The organism is Ilumatobacteraceae bacterium, from assembly GCA_033344875.1.
Lineage (GTDB): Bacteria > Actinomycetota > Acidimicrobiia > Acidimicrobiales > Ilumatobacteraceae > Ilumatobacter.
Genome location: JAWPMO010000001.1, coordinates 3170146 through 3191130, shown reverse-complemented (window position 1 = coordinate 3191130; position 20985 = coordinate 3170146). Strand labels below are relative to the sequence as shown.

The following is a 20985-nucleotide window of genomic DNA, read 5'->3' as shown; positions in this document are numbered from 1 at the left end:
ACATGACCGACGACCACCCACGTGAGCAGACCGACGACCGGCGTCCCGGCATCGATTGGCGGACGTCGCCGATCGATCGGACCGGTTGGTTGATGATGCTGACGACGTTCCTCGCGTCCGCCGGCGTGCTCACGATCGTCGGACTCGCCGTCGTCGAGTGGTGGGACGGCTCCGCTCTCGGCGAGCGCGACGCCGACCTGATCCGCTGGTTCGAAGATCGACGTTCCGCGTCGCTGACGACGTTCGCCGAACTCGTCTCCCTCGCCAGCGACACGTTGACCAAGGTGATCGTCGGGGTCGCGCTGATCCCGGTCTGCCTGTGGCTGTTCCGACGATGGCACGAGTACGCACTGATCGTCGGCGGGCTGCTGGTGGAGGTGTCGGCCTTCGGTCTCTCCGCGCGACTCGTGGGTCGCGATCGACCACCGGTCGAACAGCTCGACGGCGCGCCGACCGACAGCTTCCCGAGCGGCCACATCGCTGCCGCCACCGTGTTCTACGTCGGGCTCGCCCTGGTCATCTTCATGCGGACCCGACGCCCTGGTCCGCGTGCGATCGCCGTGCTGATCGCGGTGGTGATGCCGATCGGCATGGTGCTGTCGCGGCTGTACCTCGGCATGCACTATCTCAGCGACGCCGTCGCGGGCTTGGCGCTCGGTGCGGTCGTGCTCGTCGTCATGTGGAGGGTCGTGCACCGCACGTTGCCGTTCGAGGAGTCACCACAACTCCACGATCGTGCCGAGCTCGACCCCGACGAACTGGTCACCTCGTGATCGACCAACGTGTCGAACAGCTGCGCCGCACCCTCACAGCCGTCAGCGGGGTACCGACCACGTCGGGCAACCGGATCGACGTCCTGCGCAACGGCGAACAGATCTTCCCCGCCATGCTGGCGGCGATCGAGGACGCGACGACGTCGATCGACCTGCTCACGTTCGTGTACTGGACCGGAGCGATCGGCACCCAGTTCGCGGACGCCCTCGGGCGCGCCGCCGACCGCGGGGTGCGCGTGCGGGTACTGCTCGACGGCGTCGGAGCGAAGCCGGTCGACCGAGCGCTCGTGCATCGGATGGAAGACCACGGCGTCGACGTGCGCTGGTTCCGGCAGCCCGATCCACGACACCCACTGCAAGCCAACCACCGAACGCACCGCAAGGTCATGGTGTGCGACGAGCTCGTCGGGTTCACCGGCGGGGTCGGGATCGCCGACGAATGGATGGGCGACGGTCACACCGACGGGGGATGGCGCGACACACATGTGCGTCTGTCCGGCCCGGCGGTCAATGGTCTGCGCGCCGCCTTCCTCGACAACTGGATCGAGACCGAGCCATGTCTGTTCGATGCCGAGGTCGATCGCTTCCCCGACCACGGCGCACCCGGGGATGTCGACGTGCAGGTGATCATGGGGACCGCCGAGCCGGGGTGGAACTCGATCTCGATGACCGTGCGGGCGATCGTCGAACTCGCCACCGAACGGATCCGGATCACGACCGCGTACTTCGTGCCCGACGACGATCTGTCCGGTCGCCTGGTCGCTGCCGCGGACCGGGGGGTCGACGTCCAGTTGCTGACCCCCGGGCCGGGTGCCGACAAGCGGTTCGTCCAGCTCGCCGGCGAGGTTCGCTACCGCGAGCTGCTCGACGCGGGAATCGACGTGTGGAACTACCAGCCGTCGATGTTGCACGCCAAGGTGATGACGGTCGACGGCGCCGTCGGGATCATCGGTTCCGCCAACTTCAACCATCGGTCGACGTCGCTCGACGAGGAGGTGAACCTGGTGGTGTTCGACGACTCGTTCGTGTCGGCGCTCGACACCGACTTCGACGCCGACCTCGGACGGAGCGAAGAGATCGACCTCTCCCGCTGGGAACGGCGGGGCCTGCCGCAACGCCTCCTCGAGCGGGCGATGCACCAGATGCGTCCGTGGATGTAGCGGTCGCGGTCACCCTGCTGGTTTCGCCCCGTGGAACGACGGGTATGTCCGGTTCAGCGCCCAGTAGATCCCCCGGCGCCACGGAAGGAGACCTGCCCATGATCGCACCGACCCGCACCGATCCGCCGGTTGCGGCTGCGACTCCGCAAGGTGTCTCACCCGGTGCCGAGCCGTCCGCCGAGATGGCGGTCACCGCGTGATGGGCCGGGACCGCGAGCCCGACACGATCCCGTCCCCCGGAGGGTCGGGGCGGAACGTCCCGTCGCCGATCCGGGTGTCACTCGTGAACGACTACGAGGTGATCCTGCGAGGGCTGCACTCGATGCTGAGCCCGTTCAGCGACCGGATCACCGTCGTCGAACACCAGATCGGCGGCACCCCGGACGAGCGCGCCCACATCGCCCTCTTCGACACGTTCGCGGGTCGCCGGGATGCGCTCGACCGCGCCCGGCAGATGACCGAGGACGGCCTCGTCGACCACATCGTGCTCTACACGTGGGACGCGGCGCCCCGATTCCTCGACATCGCCAAGTCGATCGGGGTGTCCGCCGTCATCCTGAAGAGTGTCAGCGGTGAGTTGCTGGTCGAACAGCTCGAACGGGTCGCTGCGGGCGAACGCCTCGGCTGGTCCGACTCGAGCCGTTCGGTCGGGCGCGGCTCCGGCGAAGCACTGTCGATGCGCGAGCAGGAGGTGCTCGCCCTGCTGGCGCTCGGCTTCTCCAATCCCGAGATCGCGCAGGAACTCTTCCTCTCGGTCGACACCGTCAAGACGTATGTGCGGCGCGTGTTCGCGAAGCTCGGTGTCAACAACCGGACGAACGCGGCGCTGCTCGCGGCCAAGTACGACCTCCCCCCACCCGAGCGTCGCCTCGCACAACGATCGGGGTGACATGGTCGATGGGTAGACTGAAGCGTATGGCGAACGGGCGCGTCATGAGGTGCGAATTGGCAGCCGACCTCGCCGAGGTGGGAGCTGCCCGGCGCTTCGTGCGCAAGCACCTGGCCGATTCGCCTCCCGAACTCAACTCGGATGCGCAACTCGTCGCCAGCGAACTCGTCACCAACGCGGTCGAGCACGGCACCGGTGGGCCGGTCCTGTTCGAGCTCGAGTGCGACGACGCCGCCGTTGCGCTCACGGTCGAGAGCCAGGGCCCGGCACCCGACGTCGGTGAGGTCAGCAGCTGGCGGGTCGCCCCCGTCGAGCAGATCACCGGCCGTGGGTTGGGCATCGTCCGCTCGATCGCCGAACGTGTCGACGTGAGGCGCTGCAACGGCCGCCTCGTGATCACCGCACGACTCGCGGTCTGAATCCGAGCGGCCGTCGCCGCCCCGACGGCGCTCCGGAGCAGGCCGCTCCGTACGATGGGCCGATGGCTGCGGTTCGGAACTGGGCGAAGAACCAGGCGTGTGTTCCCATCGCCGTCGAACGACCCCGCTCGACCGACGAGGTCGCCGCGATCGTGCGGCGTGCGCACGTCGCCGGGCAGCGGGTCAAGGCGATCGGTGCCGGGCACTCGTTCACCGCCACCGCGATGACGAGCGGCACGCTGATCTCACTCGAACACCTCGACCGCGTGATCGACATCGACGTCGCCGCCGGCCTGGTGACCGTTCAGGCGGGCAAGACGCTCCGAGCGCTTGGTGACGAATTGGCGGCGGTCGGCCTCGCCATGCCGAACCTGGGTGACATCAACGTGCAGTCGATCGCCGGCGCGATCAACACCGCCACCCACGGCACCGGCCTCGAGCTCGGCAACATCGCCACGACGATCGTGGCGATGGAACTCGTCGGCGGGCGCGGCGACGTCGTCCGGTGCGACGCCGACACCAACCCCGAGCTGCTGCAGGCCGCCCGTGTGGGCGTGGGCGCGCTCGGTATTGCGACGCAGGTGACGATCCAGTGCGTGCCGGCGTTCAACCTGCACGCCATCGAGACCATCGAGACGCTCGACGACCTGCTCGACGGGTTCGCCGAGTTCTCGCAGAGCGCCGAACACGCCGAGTTCTTCTGGATGCCGGGGGCCCGGCGCTGCCAGGTCAAACGCAACCGGCGCACCGACGAGCCGGCCCGCCCGCCGTCGAAGCTGGCGTACGTGCGCGACAAGTACGTCGCGGAGAACCTCGCGTTCGATCTCGTGTGCCGAACGGGTCGCCGGTTCCCGTCGTTCGCGCCGAAGATCTCCAAGCTGGTGTCGAGCGCCGCCGGCGAGCGCGATCTGATCGACCGCAGCGACCGCGTGTTCGCGAGCCCGCGGCACGTCAAGTTCGTCGAGATGGAGTACGGCGTGCCGATCGACGCGGTGCCCGAGGCCGTGCGTCGTGTCCGCGATCTGGCGGCGTCGCTCAGCTTCCCGACGCTGTTCCCGGTCGAGGTCCGGGTGTCGGCCGCCGACGACATCCCGCTGTCGACCGGGCACGGTCGCACCAACGGGTGGATCGCCGTGCACCAGTACCGCGGTGCCCCGTACGAGTCGTACTTCCAGGGCGTCGAGGCGATCATGAACGACTACGACGGTCGGCCGCACTGGGGCAAGCTGCACTACCAGAGCGCCGGCACGCTCCGCGGCCGCTATCCGGAGTGGGACGCGTTCCACGCCGCCCGGGCCCGGCTCGACCCCGACGGCACGTTCGCCAACGACTACACCGACCGCGTCCTCGACCCCGTCGCTTGACCGACGCCGGCGGAACGGCCGCGCGAATCGGCGCGAGAGGGGCCGAGTCAGGTGATTGTGTCGTCGTGTCAAGCGTTCGCCGCACCGCTCGACAGTGGCCACTCGGATGGTTATGTTCGCGCGCCGGGCGGGTCAACTGTTCCAGTCGATGACTGGCTGACGAAGGGATGTTCCACATGACCATCGATCGATCTCGCCGACGTGTCGCCCGTGCCGGTCTCGTGGCCGCCGCCATGGCTGCGACCACGCTGATACCGGTGTCGGCTGCGGCCGCACCCAGCCAGGACGGCTGCGACACGCGAAACAACAACACCTACGACAAGTTGCTCGAATGCGTACGCGTCGACGGAGTCCGCGAACACCAGGCAGCGTTCCAGGCGATCGCCGATGCCAATGGCGGCATCCGGGCGGCAGGTACCGAGGGCTACGAGCAGAGTGTCGACTACGTGGTCGACACGATGGAGGCGGCCGGCTGGAACGTCACCGTCGAGGAGTTCCCGTTCATCTTCACCCCGCCCCCCGTGTTGCAGCAGCTCACGCCGGTGACCGGAACCTACGAGACCGGTGCCTACACCGGTAGCGGCTTCGCTGAGGTGTCGGGTGGCGTGATCGGCGTCGACCTCGCGCTCGAACCGCCGCGGGCGAGCACCAGCGCGTGTGAGGCGAGCGACTTCGTCGGACTCGACTTCTCCGGGCCGGCCGACATCGCGCTGATCCAGCGTGGTACGTGCAGCTTCGCGATCAAGGCGCTCAACGCCGAGGCGGCAGGAGCAGAGGCCGTGATCATCTTCAACCAGGGCAACGACCCGACTCGTGAGGGCCTGATCGTCGGCACGCTCGGCGGGCCGAACATCGTGGCCATTCCCGTCGTCGGCGCGTCGTTCGCCGACGGTGTGTCGCTGTCCCAAGCCGGAGCGACCGCATTCGTCGATGTCGATCCACCCGAGAGCCGGCCGCAGAAGAACGTGATCGCCGAACTGCCCGGACGGAACGATGCCAACATCGTCATGGCCGGCGCACACCTCGATTCGGTGCAGCGTGGCCCAGGTATCAACGACAACGGAAGCGGTTCGGCAGCACTCCTCGAGATCGCCGAGCAGCTCGCGAACCACCGGCCGCAGAACACCGTGCGATTCGCATGGTGGGGCGCCGAAGAAGCGGGCCTCATCGGCTCGACCGAGTGGGTCGCGCAGCGCACACAGGAGCAGTTGGACGAGATTGCGCTCTACCTCAACTTCGACATGATCGGCTCACCGAACCACATCTTCGGTATCTACGACGCCGACGAGTCGACGTTCACCGCCACGGCACCGATCCCCGACGGGTCGATCGACCTCGAGGACACGCTGGAGTCGTTCTTCACGATGCGTGGCGTCCCCTACGAGGACTCGGCGTTCTCCGGTCGGAGTGACTATCAGGCGTTCATCAACAACGGCATCCCGGCCAGCGGCCTCTTCACCGGGGCCGAGGGGATCAAGTCGCCCGCTCAGGTCGCGATCTGGGGCGGCACCGCCGGCGATCAGTACGACCCGTGCTACCACCTGGCGTGCGACACGTACGACAACGTGAACCTCGAGGCGCTCGATGTCAACAGCGACGCGATCGCATTCGCCGTGTTGACCTACGCGTACTCGACGGCCAGCGTCAACGGTGTCCCGGGTCGCAAGGTGCCCTCGAGCCAGTCGCTCGCGGCACCCGCAGGCCCGGAAGGCACGTTCCTCCCGGGCGGCGGTGGCCTCGCCGATGATCACGACCACGATCTCGACGTCGACTGACCCCGACTGACCCCGACTGACCCCGACTGATCCCGACCGGTCGACCGTGTTCGACCATGGTCGGTGTCGCCGACGACGATGTCCACGGCACGCCGCCGTGGACATCGTCGCGTGCGAACCCAAGAGGCGACGGGATGCGGTCGGCGGCCATGATGGTCCGGTGCCGCCACGATTGATCGAGTTCGTTCACGGGAGCCACGTGGTCAGTACCGACCGGGCCCGCGTGGACGTCGAGGCGGTGCATCGGTGGATCTCCGTCGAGTCGTATTGGGCGCCCGGGCGATCGTTCGAGACGCAGCGCCGGGCGATCGAGCACAGCGCGCTCGTCGTGGGCGCGTACGCGGCCGACGGTGACCAGGTCGGGTTCGCCCGGATGGTGACCGACCTCGCCACGTTCGCCTGGCTGGCCGACGTGTACGTGGTCGACGAGGCGCGCGGCGCCGGCCTCGGCGCCGCGATGGTCCGGGCGATCGTCGAGCACCCCGACGTGGTCACAATCAAGCGGCAACTGCTCGCCACCGCCGACGCCCACGACCTGTACGCCCGGTTCGGTTACGAGCCGCTTGCCGAGCCCGACCGTTGGATGTTCCGCCTTGGCCCGACCTGACATCGCCGACCCTTCGCGCCGGCGTGTGCCGGTCGGGCCCCGGTCGCCGACATGATGGTTGCCGATGTTGGTGGTCACTGATGCCTGAGGCGCAGCGCGCCCGGACCGCCGCGGTGATCGGTGGAGGACCCGCCGGCCTGATCGCGGCCGAGTACCTGGCCGGCGACGGTGTCGCGGTGACCGTCTACGAGCACAAGCCGTCGGTCGGCCGCAAACTGCTCCTCGCCGGCCGCGGCGGGCTCAACCTGACACACAGCGAACCACTCGACTCGTTCACCCGCCGCTACGACGCGACGGGGTGGGTCGCACCGCTGCTCGCCGAGTTCGGGCCCGACGATCTCCGCGCCTGGTGTGCATCGCTGGGCGAGGAGACGTTTGTCGGTTCGAGCGGACGGGTGTTCCCGGTGTCGTTCCGGGCGACGCCGCTGCTGCGGGCCTGGTTGCGGCGGCTCGACGATCTCGGCGTGCAGTTCGCGACGCGTCACCGGTGGCTCGGGTGGGACGCCGACGGCGCGCACCGTTTCGCCGATGCCGACGGTGCGGAGATCGGGGTGCGTCCCGACGTGACCGTGCTGGCTCTGGGCGGAGCGAGTTGGCCACGGGTCGGCTCCGACGGGGGATGGGTGCCGCTCGTCGAGTCGATCGGTGTCGGCGTCACGTCGCTCCGCCCGGCCAACGCCGGGTTCGCGGTGCGCTGGAGCGACGGCTTCGCCGAGCGGTTCGCCGGTCAACCGCTCAAGAACGTCTCGATCACCGCCGGCCGTGCCACGGTGCGGGGCGACGCGATCGTCGCCGCGACCGGGCTGGAAGGTGGCCCGGTGTACGGAGTCGGCCGTGCGGTGCGGACCGAACTCGAGCGGGCCGGTGTCGCCACGATCGCGATCGACCTGCATCCCGACCAGACGGCCGACCAGCTCGCCGCGCGACTCGAACGGCGCCGCCCGAAAGACTCGGTCAGCACCTGGCTGCGGCGAGCGCTCGGCCTCGACCTCGTCGCGATCAACCTGCTCCGCGAGGGGTGCGGTCCGGCCCTGCCGGACGAGCCTGCGGCGATGGCGGCGCTCGTCAAACACGTCCCGATCGCGGTCGACGACCTGATGCCGATCGACCGGGCGATCTCGACCGCCGGCGGCATCTCGCTCGACGAACTCGACACCGATCTGATGCTGCGCCGCCGCCCCGGCACGTTCGTGGCCGGTGAGATGATCGACTGGGACGCGCCGACCGGCGGGTACCTGCTGCAGGCGTCGTTCAGCACCGGCGTGGTGGCTGCGCGCGCAGCGTCGAAGTGGTCGCGCGGTGAGCGCGACGGGTCGCGTAGCCTGACGAGCGATGACGGATGAAGCCCCGGACGCGCGCGCTCGTGGCACCGCCACGTCCAACTTCGGGGTGAGCCGACGCGAGTCGCACGACGCCTCGGGCTTCTACGGCCGGTTCGAGCCGCCGGTGCTCGACGACGATGCAACCGTGCTCCCGCCCGAGCCGGTCGCCGAACCGTTCGTGGTCGGCGACGCCCGCGACATGACCGCGGTCGACGACGGATCGGTGGCGCTCGTCGTCACCTCCCCGCCGTACTTCGCCGGCAAGCAGTACGAGGAGGAGTTGGAACGTGACGGTGTCCCCAGCTCGTACCTCGAATACCTCGAACTGCTCCACGACGTCTTCGCCGAGTGTGTGCGTGTGCTCGAACCCGGGGGCCGGATCGCCGTCAACGTCGCGAACCTGGGCCGCAAGCCGTACCGGAGCCTCGCGGCCGACGTCATCCACATCCTGCAAGACCGGCTCGGCCTGCTGTTGCGCGGCGAGATCGTGTGGCAGAAGGGCGCCGGTGCCAGCGGGTCGTGCGCCTGGGGGTCGTTCCGGAGCCCGTCCAACCCGGTGCTGCGCGACGTGACCGAACGGGTGATCGTGGCGAGCAAGGGCCGCTTCCAACGCGCCCTCACGCCCGAGCAGCGGCGCAAGCAGGAGTTGCCGCACGAGCCGACGATCAGCACCGAGGACTTCATGGCGCTGACGCTCGACGTCTGGCAGACGCCCACCGAGAGCGCCCGGCGGGTGGGACACCCCGCGCCCTTCCCCGTCGAACTCCCCGAGAAACTGATCGAGCTGTACACGTACGCCGACGACCTGGTGCTCGACCCGTTCATGGGGAGCGGATCGTCGTTGGTGGCGGCGTCGCGTCTCGGTCGGCGCTATGTCGGGTACGACCTCGATCCCGGCTACGTCGAGCTCGCTCGTGCCCGGGTGGAGGAAGAGGGCGAGCCGCTCCCGCTCGACACGGTGCGTCAGAGCGGCGCGAAGGACCGAGTGGCCGAGGTCCTCGCGGCTGCCGGGTTCACGGAGGGTTCCGGCCCCGGCGTGCGGCTGAAGGGCAGCGGTCTCGTGGTGCACGACGTCGTCGAGGACGCGACCGGTGGTCGATGGGTGATCGAGGTCGGCGGCGCGTTCGTCCGCTACCGCGGCGGCCTGACGTCGATCGACGCCGTCTGGCGGACCCTCGGACGAGCGCACACGCTCCGCGGGCTCGGCGAGCGTGTGCTCGTGCTCACATCGGCGCTGCCGAAGCACCGGTCGGAGTTCGATCTCGCCGTGCGAGCCGCCGGACCCGAGGCCGTGTTCGACATCATCGACGTGTTCGACGACGAGGCGCTGGCCCGACTCGCGGCGTATGCCGCCGGCCGGTCGACGCCGCTGCCGGGGTTCTGGAACCCCGGCGATCTGTCCTGACGCTGCGCCGACGGGGTCAGTGGCAGCGGGCGATGTCGACCTCGTCGCCGAGCTGCCCGGTCCGTCGTTGCTCGGAGATGAGGTCGCCGGCGCGGACCGGATCGATCGCGTAGGCGCGACGGTCGAACCGGTTGCTGCGGGCCCAGATCACGCCGACGATCCGACCGTCGACGACGACGGCACCGCCCGAGTCACCCGACTGGATCTCGGCATCGAGGTCGAACCCGGGCCGAAGTGTCTCCCCCTCGATGTAGATGTCCTCGGTCCGGATGTTGATGCGACGCCGGATCACGACCGGTACCGACACGACCTCGCCATCGCGCACGACGTACGCGAGCCCGATGTCGCCGGCCTCGACGTCAGTGCTGTCGACCGGCATCACCCGCGTGGGGACGGCGTCGAACGTGAGGTATGCGAGATCCATCTCCGGATCGAACCCGGTGATGGTCGCCACGGTCTCGTGGGCGCCGCGACGTACGACGATCTCGTCGGCGCCGGCGACGACGTGCGCGGCGGTGAGGGCGAGTCCCGGGGCGACGATCATGCCGCTGCCGACCTCCTGGCCCGGGTCGCACGAGTCGACGACGATGCCGATCACCGCGCTCGGAGGGTCGGGGGCACACGCGGTGCCGATGAGCAGAGACGTGGCCGCCAGAGCGGCGGCCTTCAGCACAGTTCCTTCGCCATCCAGATCGATGTGTCGGCGGTGTAGCCGTGTCGTTCGTACAACCGGCGCGCATCGTGGTTGGGGCCTTCGGTCTCGAGGAAGATGCGCTTCACGGCTCGCTGCCGGCAGTCGAGCTCGAGCAGCTCGATCAGTCGGCTCCCGGTGCCGCGGTTGCGGTCGCGCACGTAGATCTCGTCGAGCACGACGTCGAGACCGCCGACCTCGATCGACCACCCCCAGGTCACGATGGCGTACCCCTCGGGTCTTTCGCCCTCGTGCGCGAACCAGATCGTGCCGTGGCGGTCGTCGTGCAGGAGCGGCTCGACGCCTGCCGTCGCGGTTTCCACGGCGTACGTGTGGCCGTCGGCGGCGCAGTACTCGGCGACGAGCTCGAGGACGTCGGTGAGGTCGTCTGGTACCGCCCGCCGGATCTCGATCGTCACGAACCCCGACGATACGGGACCGGGCACCGCCGCCCGGTGCGCGCACTCTGGCGTCGACGCCCGCCGTGGTGTCAGGGTCATGCGGCCGCCGCACGGGCACCCGCCCGTCGCGTCACGTTGACCGCTGTCGGGGCACTGAGCCGGCAGCCCTCGGTGTTCGGCTCGAACGGTTCGGGTGTTCAGAGCGCGTCGGCGTCGGCGTCGACCGTCGATCCGGGTGTCTCCACATCGGGGGCATCGATCGCTCCGCGGGTGGCCTCGACGTCGTCGACAGCTACGGCTTCCGCATCGAGGCGATCGAAAATCGGGGGCGGTGGTCGCCACGGGGGAGGCGGGTTGCCGGCGCGGGCGTCGCGCACTGCGCGCCACACTCGCTCCGGCGTGCACGGCATGTCGAGGTGACGGATACCAAGGTGGGAGACCGCGTCGATGACCGCGTTCTGCACGGCGGGCGTGCCACCGATGGTGGCGGCTTCGCCGATGCCCTTGGCGCCGAGCGGGTTGAGCGGCGTCGGCGTCTCGGTGGAGTGCACGTCGAAGCTCGGGAGCTCGGCCGCCGACATCAGCCCGTAGTCGGCGAAGTTCGACGTGATCGGGTTGCCGTCGTCGTCGAAACGGATCTCCTCGAACAACGCTTGGCCGATGGCCGCGGCGATCCCGCCGTGTTGTTGACCCTCGACGAGCAACGGATTGAGCACGGTGCCGCAGTCGTCGACCGCGACGTGACGGAGCACGACGGTGCGACCCGTCTCGAGGTCGACCTCGACCACGCTGATATGAGCCCCGAACGGAAATGTCGCACCGAGCTGTTCGAAGATGAAGTCGCCATCGAGCGGCTCGGTCGAGGCCTCGGCGAGCTGGGCCCACGTGTACGACACCGCCGGTACTCCGACGACGCCGATCGTGCCCTCCGAGACGTCGACCACGATGTCGCCCGGGTCGGCTTCGAGCAGCGACGCCGCGAGGTGCCGGGCCCGATCGACGAGCACTTCGGCGGCGCGATGGACCGCCGATCCGCCGATCTGCAGCGACCGCGACCCGCCCGTGCCGGAACCGACGGGGACGCGGTCGGTGTCGCCGTCGACCAGACGCATTCGTTCCACCGGGATGCCGGTGGCGGCCGACACGATCATGGCGTACGCGGTCTGATGGCCCTGGCCGTGCGCCGACGTGCCGGCGAAAACCGTCGCGGAGCCGTCCGCGTGGACTTCCACCGCGGCGTACTCGTTGGGTGCGCCGGCGGCGGTGATCTCCACGTATGCCGCCACGCCGATGCCGAGCTGCACCGGCTCGTTGCGTTCCCGACGGGCGGCCTGTTCGGCGCGCAGGTCGTCGTAGTCGACGAGTTCGGCCGCGGTGCGCAGCGCATGGCGGTATCGCCCCGAGTCGTAGCGAACTCCGGTGAGCGTGGTGAACGGGAACACATCGTCGGTCAGGAGCGTCCGTTCGCGCAGCTCGATCGGGTCGATCCCCAGCTCGAGCGCCGCCTGGTCAACGGCCCGTTCGATCAACGCCGTCGCCTCCGGTCGGCCCGCGCCCCGGTACGCGCCGATCGGCGTAGTGTTGGTTGCGGCGGTGACGACGTCGAACTGAATGCCGGGCAGCTCATAGTTGCCGTGGGCCATCTTGCGCGTGTTGACCGGTAGCGCCGCCCCCATGCCCGGGTAGGCCCCGGCGTCGCCGACCAGCCGCACCCGCAATCCGGTGAACGTGCCATCGGAACGGCAACCCAACTCGACGTACTGGACCTGGGCGCGAGCGTGGAACATGGCGACCATGTCGTCGCGCCGCGTCGGGATCCATCGCACAGCCCGACCGAGCCGGCGGGCCGCCGCCGCGACGACGACGTACTCGGAGTGGACCCCGATCTTGCCGCCGAAGCCGCCGCCGACGTGCGGCGTGATCAGGTGCAACTCGTCGGGTGAGATGCCCAGCGCCGCGGCGAGCTGGGTCCGCAGCAGCTGAGCGCCCTGCGTCGATGCCCACACGGTGAGGCGCCCGTCGTCGGCAGGTGCCGCGGCGCACGCGTCAGGTTCCATCGAGGCGACCGCGATGCGTTGGTTCACATACCGCCCCCGCACGACGTGGTCGGCGCCGATCGACGGGTCGAGCCGGACGGGATCGACGATGTTGCGCACTTCGTTCGAGCCGTGCTCCGGGAACAACGCCGGCGCGTCGGCGGCGATGGCCTCTTCCGGGTCGATCAGCGCGGGAAGCAGATCGATGTCGGCCCACACCGCCTCGGCCGCGTCAGCGGCGGCTCGGCCGGTCTCCGCGAACACCACCGCGATCGGCTCGCCCACGAACCGCACCCGCTCGGTCGCGAGCGGAGGCCGCGCGAAGTGCTCGTGGGCGGTGACGCGGCCCTGATGGGGCGGCAGGCCGAGCTCGGCTGCGGTCCACACGGCGACGACGCCGGGCATCGCGGCTGCGTCGTCGAGATGCACGGCTGTGAGGATCCCGTGGGGGATGTCGCTGCGGACGAATGCGGCGTGGAGCGGGCGCTCGAGCGGCAGGTCGGCCACGTATCGGGCGGCCCCGGTGAGCAGCGCCGGGTCTTCGGTGCGCCGTACCCGCGTGCCCAGGATCGAGCCGCCGGGTGCCTCCTGCGAGACTCCGGAGTTGCCGGCGCGGTCGGAGTGTCGTCGACCTCCGGAGGTGGTGCCGGGACTCACCGCGTGTCGGTGGATGCTGGCCGGGAGCTCATGCCGTCGACAGTACTTCGGTCGGGTGGAGGGACCCTCAACCCGCGATTCTCGGCATCCTGCTAGTGCAGGAAGGCCACGACCGGGTTCAGAGGTGACGCCGTGAGTTCGACGGGGTCGCCGAGTTCGAGGTCGTCGTCGACGCGGACGACCTCGGTGGTGCCGGTCGTCGTCGTCCGGACGACGGTGCGACCGTCGGGCCCCAACGCCGCTGACCGGACACGACCGAGCGACACGTTGCCGTCCGCGGTGATCAACTCGGTGATGCCGGCGCGTTCGCCCAACACGATGCAGCCGTCGGCGGACGTGCCGACGACGTCGACGCCCGAGAGGTCGGCGAGCTGGTCGCCGGACTCGAGCGCGACCAGCGAGTGGTACGAGCCGTCGCCGCCGACCGGCAGGCAGGTCCAGTCGGGGTGCGGCGTCACCGTGTCGATGGGTGCGGTGAATGTGGTCGTGAAGATCGTGCGGCCCTCGAGGTCGATCACGGCCTCGAACGCCGGGCCGGTGACGACGAGACGTTCGCCGTCGAACGTGGGGCGCACCGACGCCACGGTGCCGCCGGATGGCACGGCGACCTGCCCGAGCCGCTCGGCCTCGGTCGAGCCGCCGGTGATGCGGTAGACGCCGCCGTCGATGCTGACCATCAGCAGGTCATCGTCGACCATCACGCCACCGGCCGGTATGGGCGTGGGCACGCGAGCCTTGCTGTCGCGTTCGTAGTCGAGCAGTTCGATGTCGGCCTGGCCGCCGATCGTCTGGCTGGTGACGACCCGATCGCCGCTCAGCGCAACCGGCTGCGACCCGAAGAACGCGACCTCGGTCGAGCCGCTCCGGACGACGATCGTCTGGAAACTCGATGCGTCGGCCACCGCGAACGATGTCGCATCGGCGGACCATCGAAGCGTCTCGGCGAACAGCAGGGCGTTGGAGAAGATCTGTGGTTCGGCCTGCTCGGCGAGTTCCCCCACGTTCAGCTGTTCACCGGTGATGACGTCGACGATCGCGACGTCGCCGCCGTTCGCGTCGCCGACGACGAGGTGGAGCGTGCCGGGGGTGCGGATCGGGGTGACGGTGTCGGTCCGGTCGATCTCCACCACCGTCTGCTCACCGTCGCCGTCGAGCACGATCTGCGTCGCTCCGACGAGCGCCGTCCGGCTGCCGATGGCGTACACGTCGGTGACCCGGCCGAGGCCCTCGATCGTGTCGACGACATCGCCGTCGCCGTCGACCACGACGACGTCACCCGAAACGCGGTCGACGAGCGCGATCTCGTCCCAACTGCCGCCGCCCCCGCCCGTGGAGTCGTCGTCGCCGCGCACGACGGTGTAGCCGATCACGGCGAACGCGACGATCGCCATGATCGCCACGGTGGTGACCAACATCCGACGCGCGGCGTAGTTCGGGGGCGTCGTCGAGCGCGTGGTGCCGTCCGTCGGCGTGGGCGTCGGCGTCTCGGACATCGATGTGGACTGTAGGCAACGCAGCGCGGTGGTGCGTCACTTGTCACAGGATTGTCGCCCGGTACCATCGCCCACGTGGAGATCACCTGCCCCCGCTGCCAGACCACGACCGAGGCGCGGTTCTACGGTCCGTGCGAGTCGTGCCGGGGCCAGTTGCGCGAGATGTTCCGCAGCGAGGGCCGTGTCGTCGAGCTCGCCGAGTACGAGCCGAAGATGAACGTCACCCCCAACGCCGTCGCCCTCAAGGACTGATCCGACTCGGGCTGTCCGAGGCGAATCGGTCGAGTTCCGACCCGTCGAGTCGTCGGTGGAGTCCCACTGGCCCGATTTGCGCCATCATCTATAAGACAGTAATCATGGTGAGAACGCGTCGGGCAGGTTGCCCGAACGACACGAAGGGGTACATCAATGCGATCACACACACTGCGCACGCTGTTTGCGCTCGGGGTCACGATGTCGCTCGTCGCCGCTTGCGGCGGCGACGATGATGCCGAGACCGCCGAGCCCGTCGGGACCGATGCTCCTGCTGACACGCAGCCGACCGCCGAGGAGCCGTCGGCCGAACCCAGCAGCGAGTTGCAACTCGACGAACCGGTCCGGATCGGGCTGATCATCCCGCAGACCGGATCGGCGGCGATCCCCGAGGTCTTCGAGGATCCGATGGCGATGGCCGTCGAGGCGATCAACGCGTCCGGCGGCATCGGTGGCCACCCGGTCGAGGTCCGCACGTACGACTCCGGTTTCGCTCCCGAGCAAGGCCTGACGGCGCTTCGTCGGGCGCTCGAGGACGACCCGACGATTCTGATGGGTTACGCGATCACCTCACAGGTGCTCGCAGCGGCACCGCTCCTCGAGGAGGCGCAGATTCCCATGATCCACTTCTCTGCGGCCGATGAGACCAGCATCGACTCCGGCGGCAGCGACTGGACGTTCCGCGTCAAGCTCGAGAACTCCGCCCAGGCGTCCGCTGGTGCTCGTTATCTGATGGACGAACTCGGAGCCAGCAACATCGGCCTGATGTACACGAACGACAACTACGGCCAGACAGCCCGAGATGCCGCCGAGGCGACCATCACCGAGAACGGCGGAACGATCGCGGCGGACCGGAGCTATTCGTTCGATGCGACGGACCTCACCGAGCAGGTGCTCGCGATGGCGGACGCCGACGCAGTGCTGAACTGGGGATTCCCGAACACGATCGGCCTGCAGCTCAACCAGTTCGTCCAGAACGGGTTGGAGATCCCCACGATGGACTCCGACAGCGCCGTCCTCACCTACTCGTTGGAACTCGCCGAACCGGAGGCGATGGAGCAGTTCTACGGTGCCGCCGTGTGCAACCCGCCCGGCGACGAGCGTCAATACGTGCTCGACTGGGCGGCCGAGTTCGAAGAACGGTTCGGCTACGTCCCCGAAGCCAACTCGGCGTTCACGTGGGACGGCGTGTACATGTTCAAGATGGCGATCGAACGAGCCGGCGGCACGGACGGTACGGCCATCCGCGACGCGATGCAGAACACGGCATGGGACGGCGGTGTGTGCCAGGAGAACTATCGCGCCGACGAGAACAACAACCTCAGCCACGACGTGTTCATCGTGTTCTTCGGCAACGGAGCCAGCGAGACGGTCGCGATCTATCGCGACTGAGTGACCCGGCCCACCCCGACGAGGAGAGCGACGACCATGCGACGACACCGGAACTCCCGCTCGCGGCCCGGACGGGTCACGATTCGATGAGTCGTTTCGTCGCTCTCCTCTCGGCGGGCATCGCCTCCGGCGCGATCTACGCCCTGGTGGCGCTCGGCTTCGTGTTGATCTACAAGGCGACCGGCGTGATCAACTTCGCGCAAGGCGACCTCGCGACGCTGGGCGCCTACTTCGCGTACTGGGCCGCGAGCACGCACGGCCTCGCGACCGGGTGGGCCTACGTGGTGGCGATCGGCCTCATGTTCTTCGTGGGTGTCGCGCTCGAGCGGGTGACGGCGGCTCCGCTGCGGAACAGATCCGTCCATGTCGTGGTCATCGCGACGCTCGGTGCCGGCCTCGCGATACGCGCGGCGATCGGCATCTGGCAGGGATCCCGACCCAGGAATCTGCGCAGTCCGCTCGGCATCCGCACGTTCGAGCTACTCGGCGCTCGGATCCCCATGCAGAACGTCCTGATCGTGGGGGTCACGTCGGTCGTGGTGGTCGCGCTGGTGGTGTTGTTCCAGAAGACATCGTTCGGACGTCAGCTCCGGGCGCTCGCCACCGACAACGAGGCGGCGCGATTGCAGGGTGTGATGGTGACACGCATGTCGCTGTTGACCTTCGGTCTCGCCGGGGCGCTCGCCGGCCTCGGCGGTGTGCTGTTCGCCCCGATCGCGAGCGTCAACCTGAATCTCGGCTTCGTGGCGATGCTCAACGGCTTCGCGGCGGCGATCCTCGGTGGCTTCGGCCGTATCGGGGGCGTGGTCGCTGGAGCGCTGATGATCGGTGTGGTCGAGCAGATGGCGGCGGGGTACGTCGCCTACCAGTTCCGGGAGGTGTATCCCTTCGCGCTGATGATCCTGGTGATCGCTCTCCGCCCCGAGGGACTCTTCGGGAGCGAGCTACGGACTCGGCACTAGCCATGAGCGAACCGGTACCCATCAGGAGTTCGCAGACCACCGCCGCCGGGACGACGCTCGCGCGACCCCCGACCATGCAGCGACATCAGCTGCGCACGGTCGTGATCGTGGCGGCGGCGGCGACGATCGTGCCGTTCCTCTACGGCGGCGCGTACCACCTCAGCGTCGCCAACCTCGTGATCACGTACGCGATCGCGGCCGTCGGCTTCTATCTGGTGTTCGGGATCTCCGGACAGTTCGCGTTCTCGCACGCCGCGTTCTTCGGTCTCGGCGCGTACAGCTTCGTGTGGGCATCACGTGGCGTCGGGTTCTGGCCCGGCTTGCTGATCGGGACGCTGATCACCTCGCTGGTGGCCCTCGTGTTCGCCTGGACCGTTCGTCGGGCCAACCACTTCTACTTCGCGATCGCGACGCTCGGACTGAGTGAGATCGCGCTGCTCGTGTTTCGAGAATGGCGTGCCTTCACCGGTCTCGGCGGTGAGGTCGCCGTTCCCCACCCGCCATCGATCTTCGGGTTCGAGTTCGACACCGAGTTCCGGATGTACTGGTTCCTGCTGGTGTGCGCTGCGGTGGCGCTCGCGTTGATGGCGTTGGTCGAGCGATCCCCGCTGCGTCGGGAGGCGATCGCGATGCGCGACCACCCCGAGGTGGCATCCAGCGTCGGCGTCCCGATCCTGAGGGTCCGGCTCGTCACCTTCGTCCTCGGCTCGGCATACGCCGGCGCCGCCGGGGCGTTGTTCGCGGCAGACCAGGGGTTCATCAGCCCGGAATCCTTCGGCGTCGCGCTCGGCATGAACATCTTCCTCATGGTGATCCTCGGTGGTATCCGGAACATGTGGGGTGCGGTCATCGGGGCGGCGTTCGTCGTCCTGCTGCCGGAGTGGCTCCGCACGTTCGCCGAGTACCGAGAGCTCGTGTTCGCGATTCTGCTCGTCGGCACCATCCTCTTGCTCCCGGAAGGTCTCATCGGCATCCGCCAAGCCTGGAAGCGTTGGACTCGACGTGCTTGAGATCGATCAACTCTCGGTGACGTTCGGCGGTGTCCACGCCTTGGACGGCGTGTCGTTCGAGGTCGAGCGAGGCACGACCGTCGGTCTGATCGGGCCGAACGGATCCGGAAAGACGACACTGGTCAATGCCGTCACCGGCATGGTGAGCGCGACCGGGACCGTCAGGGTCGACGGCAGCGAACTCCGCCTCGGCGCCCCGGGACCGTCGTACCGGGCCGGCATCGTCCGCACCTATCAGACGCCTCGCGTCTTCGCCGACCTGAGTTGTCTCGAGAACGTGTTGCTCGCCATGCGACCGCGGCATCGCAACGGGTTCCTCGGGGCGACCGTCCTCCGACGCGAGATGCTCGGTTCCGAACGGGAGCGATGGGCCGAGGCCGCGGCGCTGCTCGAACGGGTCGGGCTCGGCGATCGGACCGAGGCACCCGCCGGAGACCTGTCGTACGGACGTCAGCGAATCCTCGAGTTCGCCCGTGGTCTGGCGGCGCAACCCTCGCTCATCCTCCTCGACGAGCCTGCGGCGGGCCTGAACCAGGTCGAGACCGACGAGCTCGCCGCTCTGATCGCGGCCGTCCGCGCCGACGGGATCGCCGTCTTGGTGATCGAGCACAAGATCGACTTCGTCACCGAGCTGTGTGAACGGATCGTCGTGCTCGAACTCGGTCGCAAGATCGCCGAAGGCGAGCCCGCAGCGGTGTTCGCCGACCATCGGGTCATGGATGCGTACCTCGGCGGACGCGCGGAGCAGGGCTGACGTGCTGGAGATCAGCGACCTCACGGTCAGCTACGGCCCGGTGGACGCCGTGCGCGGCGTGTCGCTCGATCTCGAACGTGGGTGCATCGCGCTCTTGGGCCCCAACGGCGCCGGTAAGACCTCGACACTGCGCGCGATCTCGCGCTTGACGCCGAGCCGCGGCAGGGTGATCTTCGACGGGCACGATCTCCAGCGCACGTCGGCGCAACGCCTGGCGCGGATGGGTCTGATCCACGTGCCCGAGGGACGTCGGGTCTTCCCGACGTTGACGGTCCACGAGAACCTGCAAGTCGGGCAGACCGCCACGGCCGGTCGGCGTGCTCGGCACACGATCGACGAGGTGTACGACCTCTTCCCCGCATTGCGGCAGCTGCGCGACCGCGAGGGGTGGTCGCTGTCGGGTGGCGAACTCCAGATGGTGGCGATCGGACGTGCGCTGCTCGCGGCGCCCCGACTCTTGATGCTGGACGAACCATCGCTCGGACTGGCACCCATCGTGACGAAGGTCGTCTACGCGGCGCTCCGAGAGGTGACCGCCGCGATGCCGGTGCTGCTCGTCGAGCAGAGCACCTCGGTGGCGCTCGAACTCTCCGACCGAGCGATCGTGATGGTCGGGGGTGAGTTCGTCATGAGTGGTCGGAGTTCGGAGATGCAGGACCGGGAGGGAATGATGGCGGCCTATCTCGGCCACACCCATGACGCGCCACGTGGCCAGGAAGACGGCGAGACCCCACAGGCGGAACGAACGTGATGGACCCCGATCCCGATGCCGGCTCCACCGCGGTGACCCGTCGCCCGATCCGACCGGCGCTCCGAGTGGCGATGGCTCGGCGAGTGTTGGCCCGGGAGGGATGCGACACCGGGATCGCCCAGCACGTCAGCGAACGTGACGACAACGATCTCGTCTGGGTCTCTCCGCTCGAGTTCGGTGAGATCTGCCGTGCAGAGGACGTGGCGGCGTTCGCGCTCGATGGTTCGGCGGACGGGTCGAATTCGCGAGACGCCCGTCGCTACGCCGCCGACTACATCGAGCTGTATCGGCGCCGCAGCGACGTCCACGCCGTCGTCCACGCCCATTCGTTCTGGGTGATGGTGCTGTGTGCGCTCGGCCAGGAGATCGGCATGTACAACTCGACCGCCTCGCTGCTCCACGAGCGCCAGGTCACCTGGAGCGACCAGATCGACCCCAACCGGACCCGCGGTGAGCGGGTGGCGGATGCACTCGGCGATCGCGAGGTGCTCCTGATGAAGAACCATGGGGTGGTGATCGCCTCGTCATCGATCGAACGCGCCACCGTGCTCGCCTGCGTCGTCGAGCAGCAGGCCCGGCTGCATCTGGAGGCGAGCGAGCGCGGCGCCGACGAGATGTCGCCCGCGCATCTCCGGTCGACCAAGGCCGCGCACGAACGCGCGTACGTCGAACTGAGTTGGGCGGCTCACGTTCGGCGTTTGCGCCACACCGACCCGGATCTGTTCCACCCGGGCAGGCCCGAGCCTCGATTGCAAAAAGATCAAAGATAGATACAATGGTGTTCCGGAGCGAAGGTCGACGACGTCGCATCGTTTCGACGAGTTCATCGGATCGGGTCTCGACGACGGAGGCACGCTTCCGGCCGCAGCACC

At 68.7% G+C, this 20985-nt stretch carries 20 protein-coding genes; 16 read left to right on the top strand and 4 right to left on the bottom strand.

Going from position 1 to position 20985, the window contains the following annotated elements:
- Positions 1-2 precede the first annotated feature (2 nt).
- From R8G01_15080 to R8G01_15040, 9 genes are all read left to right on the top strand, one after another.
- Complete coding sequence (locus tag R8G01_15080) at positions 3-773, top strand: phosphatase PAP2 family protein (GenBank protein ID MDW3215323.1); 771 nt, start codon at positions 3-5, stop codon at positions 771-773.
- A complete protein-coding gene (locus R8G01_15075; GenBank protein ID MDW3215322.1) occupies positions 770-1933 on the top strand; it encodes a phospholipase D-like domain-containing protein in 1164 nt (387 codons plus the stop codon). Before R8G01_15080 ends, R8G01_15075 begins: the two co-directional genes overlap by 4 nt.
- A gap of 283 nt (positions 1934-2216) precedes the next feature.
- Positions 2217-2822, top strand: a complete 606-nt coding sequence (locus tag R8G01_15070) for a response regulator transcription factor (GenBank protein MDW3215321.1) — start codon at positions 2217-2219, stop codon at positions 2820-2822.
- 26 nt (positions 2823-2848) lie between these two features.
- Positions 2849-3241, top strand: coding sequence for an ATP-binding protein (locus tag R8G01_15065; protein ID MDW3215320.1), 393 nt, complete (start codon positions 2849-2851; stop codon positions 3239-3241).
- Between the two features lie 62 nt (positions 3242-3303).
- On the top strand, positions 3304-4605 hold the full coding sequence (locus tag R8G01_15060) for a D-arabinono-1,4-lactone oxidase (protein ID MDW3215319.1): 1302 nt from the start codon (positions 3304-3306) through the stop codon (positions 4603-4605).
- Between the two features lie 176 nt (positions 4606-4781).
- Positions 4782-6380 carry a M20/M25/M40 family metallo-hydrolase gene (locus R8G01_15055; protein MDW3215318.1) on the top strand — a complete coding sequence of 533 codons (1599 nt, stop codon included), beginning with the start codon at positions 4782-4784 and terminating at the stop codon, positions 6378-6380.
- A 160-nt stretch (positions 6381-6540) separates the two neighbouring features.
- A complete protein-coding gene (locus tag R8G01_15050) occupies positions 6541-6987 on the top strand; it encodes a GNAT family N-acetyltransferase (protein ID MDW3215317.1) in 447 nt (148 codons plus the stop codon).
- Positions 6988-7067: 80 nt separating this feature from the next.
- Positions 7068-8330, top strand: coding sequence for a TIGR03862 family flavoprotein (locus R8G01_15045; protein MDW3215316.1), 1263 nt, complete (start codon positions 7068-7070; stop codon positions 8328-8330).
- Entirely contained in the window at positions 8320-9714 is a 1395-nt protein-coding gene (locus R8G01_15040; GenBank protein MDW3215315.1) for a site-specific DNA-methyltransferase, read from the top strand. The genes R8G01_15045 and R8G01_15040 overlap by 11 nt, the downstream gene beginning before the upstream one ends.
- A gap of 16 nt (positions 9715-9730) precedes the next feature.
- On the opposite strand, the gene R8G01_15035 is transcribed toward R8G01_15040, so the two are convergent.
- The 4 genes from R8G01_15035 to R8G01_15020 form a co-directional block, all read right to left on the bottom strand.
- Entirely contained in the window at positions 9731-10387 is a 657-nt protein-coding gene (locus R8G01_15035; GenBank protein ID MDW3215314.1) for a trypsin-like peptidase domain-containing protein, read from the bottom strand.
- Positions 10381-10824 (bottom strand): GNAT family N-acetyltransferase, encoded by a 444-nt coding sequence (locus R8G01_15030; GenBank protein ID MDW3215313.1) that lies wholly within the window; start codon positions 10822-10824, stop codon positions 10381-10383. The genes R8G01_15035 and R8G01_15030 overlap by 7 nt, the downstream gene beginning before the upstream one ends.
- Before the next feature lie 179 nt (positions 10825-11003).
- Positions 11004-13499, bottom strand: a complete 2496-nt coding sequence (locus R8G01_15025; protein ID MDW3215312.1) for a xanthine dehydrogenase family protein molybdopterin-binding subunit — start codon at positions 13497-13499, stop codon at positions 11004-11006.
- Positions 13500-13591: 92 nt separating this feature from the next.
- Entirely contained in the window at positions 13592-14992 is a 1401-nt protein-coding gene (locus R8G01_15020) for a hypothetical protein (GenBank protein MDW3215311.1), read from the bottom strand.
- A 75-nt stretch (positions 14993-15067) separates the two neighbouring features.
- On the opposite strand from R8G01_15020, the gene R8G01_15015 reads away from it, so the two are divergent.
- The 7 genes from R8G01_15015 to R8G01_14985 all read left to right on the top strand — a co-directional run bounded on the left by R8G01_15015 (position 15068) and on the right by R8G01_14985 (position 20883).
- The gene (locus R8G01_15015) at positions 15068-15244 is read left to right on the top strand and encodes a hypothetical protein (GenBank protein MDW3215310.1); all 177 of its coding nucleotides are present in this window, start codon (positions 15068-15070) and stop codon (positions 15242-15244) included.
- Positions 15245-15400: 156 nt separating this feature from the next.
- Positions 15401-16636 carry an ABC transporter substrate-binding protein gene (locus R8G01_15010; GenBank protein MDW3215309.1) on the top strand — a complete coding sequence of 412 codons (1236 nt, stop codon included), beginning with the start codon at positions 15401-15403 and terminating at the stop codon, positions 16634-16636.
- Positions 16637-16722: 86 nt separating this feature from the next.
- The gene (locus tag R8G01_15005) at positions 16723-17598 is read left to right on the top strand and encodes a branched-chain amino acid ABC transporter permease (GenBank protein MDW3215308.1); all 876 of its coding nucleotides are present in this window, start codon (positions 16723-16725) and stop codon (positions 17596-17598) included.
- A 2-nt stretch (positions 17599-17600) separates the two neighbouring features.
- Complete coding sequence (locus tag R8G01_15000; GenBank protein ID MDW3215307.1) at positions 17601-18608, top strand: branched-chain amino acid ABC transporter permease; 1008 nt, start codon at positions 17601-17603, stop codon at positions 18606-18608.
- Entirely contained in the window at positions 18601-19362 is a 762-nt protein-coding gene (locus tag R8G01_14995) for an ABC transporter ATP-binding protein (GenBank protein MDW3215306.1), read from the top strand. Before R8G01_15000 ends, R8G01_14995 begins: the two co-directional genes overlap by 8 nt.
- Before the next feature lies 1 nt (position 19363).
- Positions 19364-20113, top strand: a complete 750-nt coding sequence (locus tag R8G01_14990) for an ABC transporter ATP-binding protein (GenBank protein MDW3215305.1) — start codon at positions 19364-19366, stop codon at positions 20111-20113.
- Entirely contained in the window at positions 20113-20883 is a 771-nt protein-coding gene (locus tag R8G01_14985; GenBank protein ID MDW3215304.1) for a class II aldolase/adducin family protein, read from the top strand. The genes R8G01_14990 and R8G01_14985 overlap by 1 nt, the downstream gene beginning before the upstream one ends.
- Positions 20884-20985: the final 102 nt, after the last annotated feature.

Bases quoted from the DNA above. Each gene is read 5' to 3' on its own strand.
- R8G01_15080 (MDW3215323.1), top strand. From the start codon at position 3: ATGACCGACGACCACCCACGTGAGCAGACCGACGACCGGCGTCCCGGC.
- R8G01_15065 (MDW3215320.1), top strand. From the start codon at position 2,849: ATGGCGAACGGGCGCGTCATGAGGTGCGAATTGGCAGCCGACCTCGCC.
- R8G01_15060 (MDW3215319.1), top strand. From the start codon at position 3,304: ATGGCTGCGGTTCGGAACTGGGCGAAGAACCAGGCGTGTGTTCCCATC.
- R8G01_15055 (MDW3215318.1), top strand. From the start codon at position 4,782: ATGACCATCGATCGATCTCGCCGACGTGTCGCCCGTGCCGGTCTCGTG.
- R8G01_15045 (MDW3215316.1), top strand. From the start codon at position 7,068: ATGCCTGAGGCGCAGCGCGCCCGGACCGCCGCGGTGATCGGTGGAGGA.
- R8G01_15040 (MDW3215315.1), top strand. From the start codon at position 8,320: ATGACGGATGAAGCCCCGGACGCGCGCGCTCGTGGCACCGCCACGTCC.
- R8G01_15020 (MDW3215311.1), bottom strand. From the start codon at position 14,992: ATGTCCGAGACGCCGACGCCCACGCCGACGGACGGCACCACGCGCTCG.
- R8G01_15010 (MDW3215309.1), top strand. From the start codon at position 15,401: ATGCGATCACACACACTGCGCACGCTGTTTGCGCTCGGGGTCACGATG.
- R8G01_15005 (MDW3215308.1), top strand. From the start codon at position 16,723: ATGAGTCGTTTCGTCGCTCTCCTCTCGGCGGGCATCGCCTCCGGCGCG.
- R8G01_15000 (MDW3215307.1), top strand. From the start codon at position 17,601: ATGAGCGAACCGGTACCCATCAGGAGTTCGCAGACCACCGCCGCCGGG.
- R8G01_14985 (MDW3215304.1), top strand. From the start codon at position 20,113: ATGGACCCCGATCCCGATGCCGGCTCCACCGCGGTGACCCGTCGCCCG.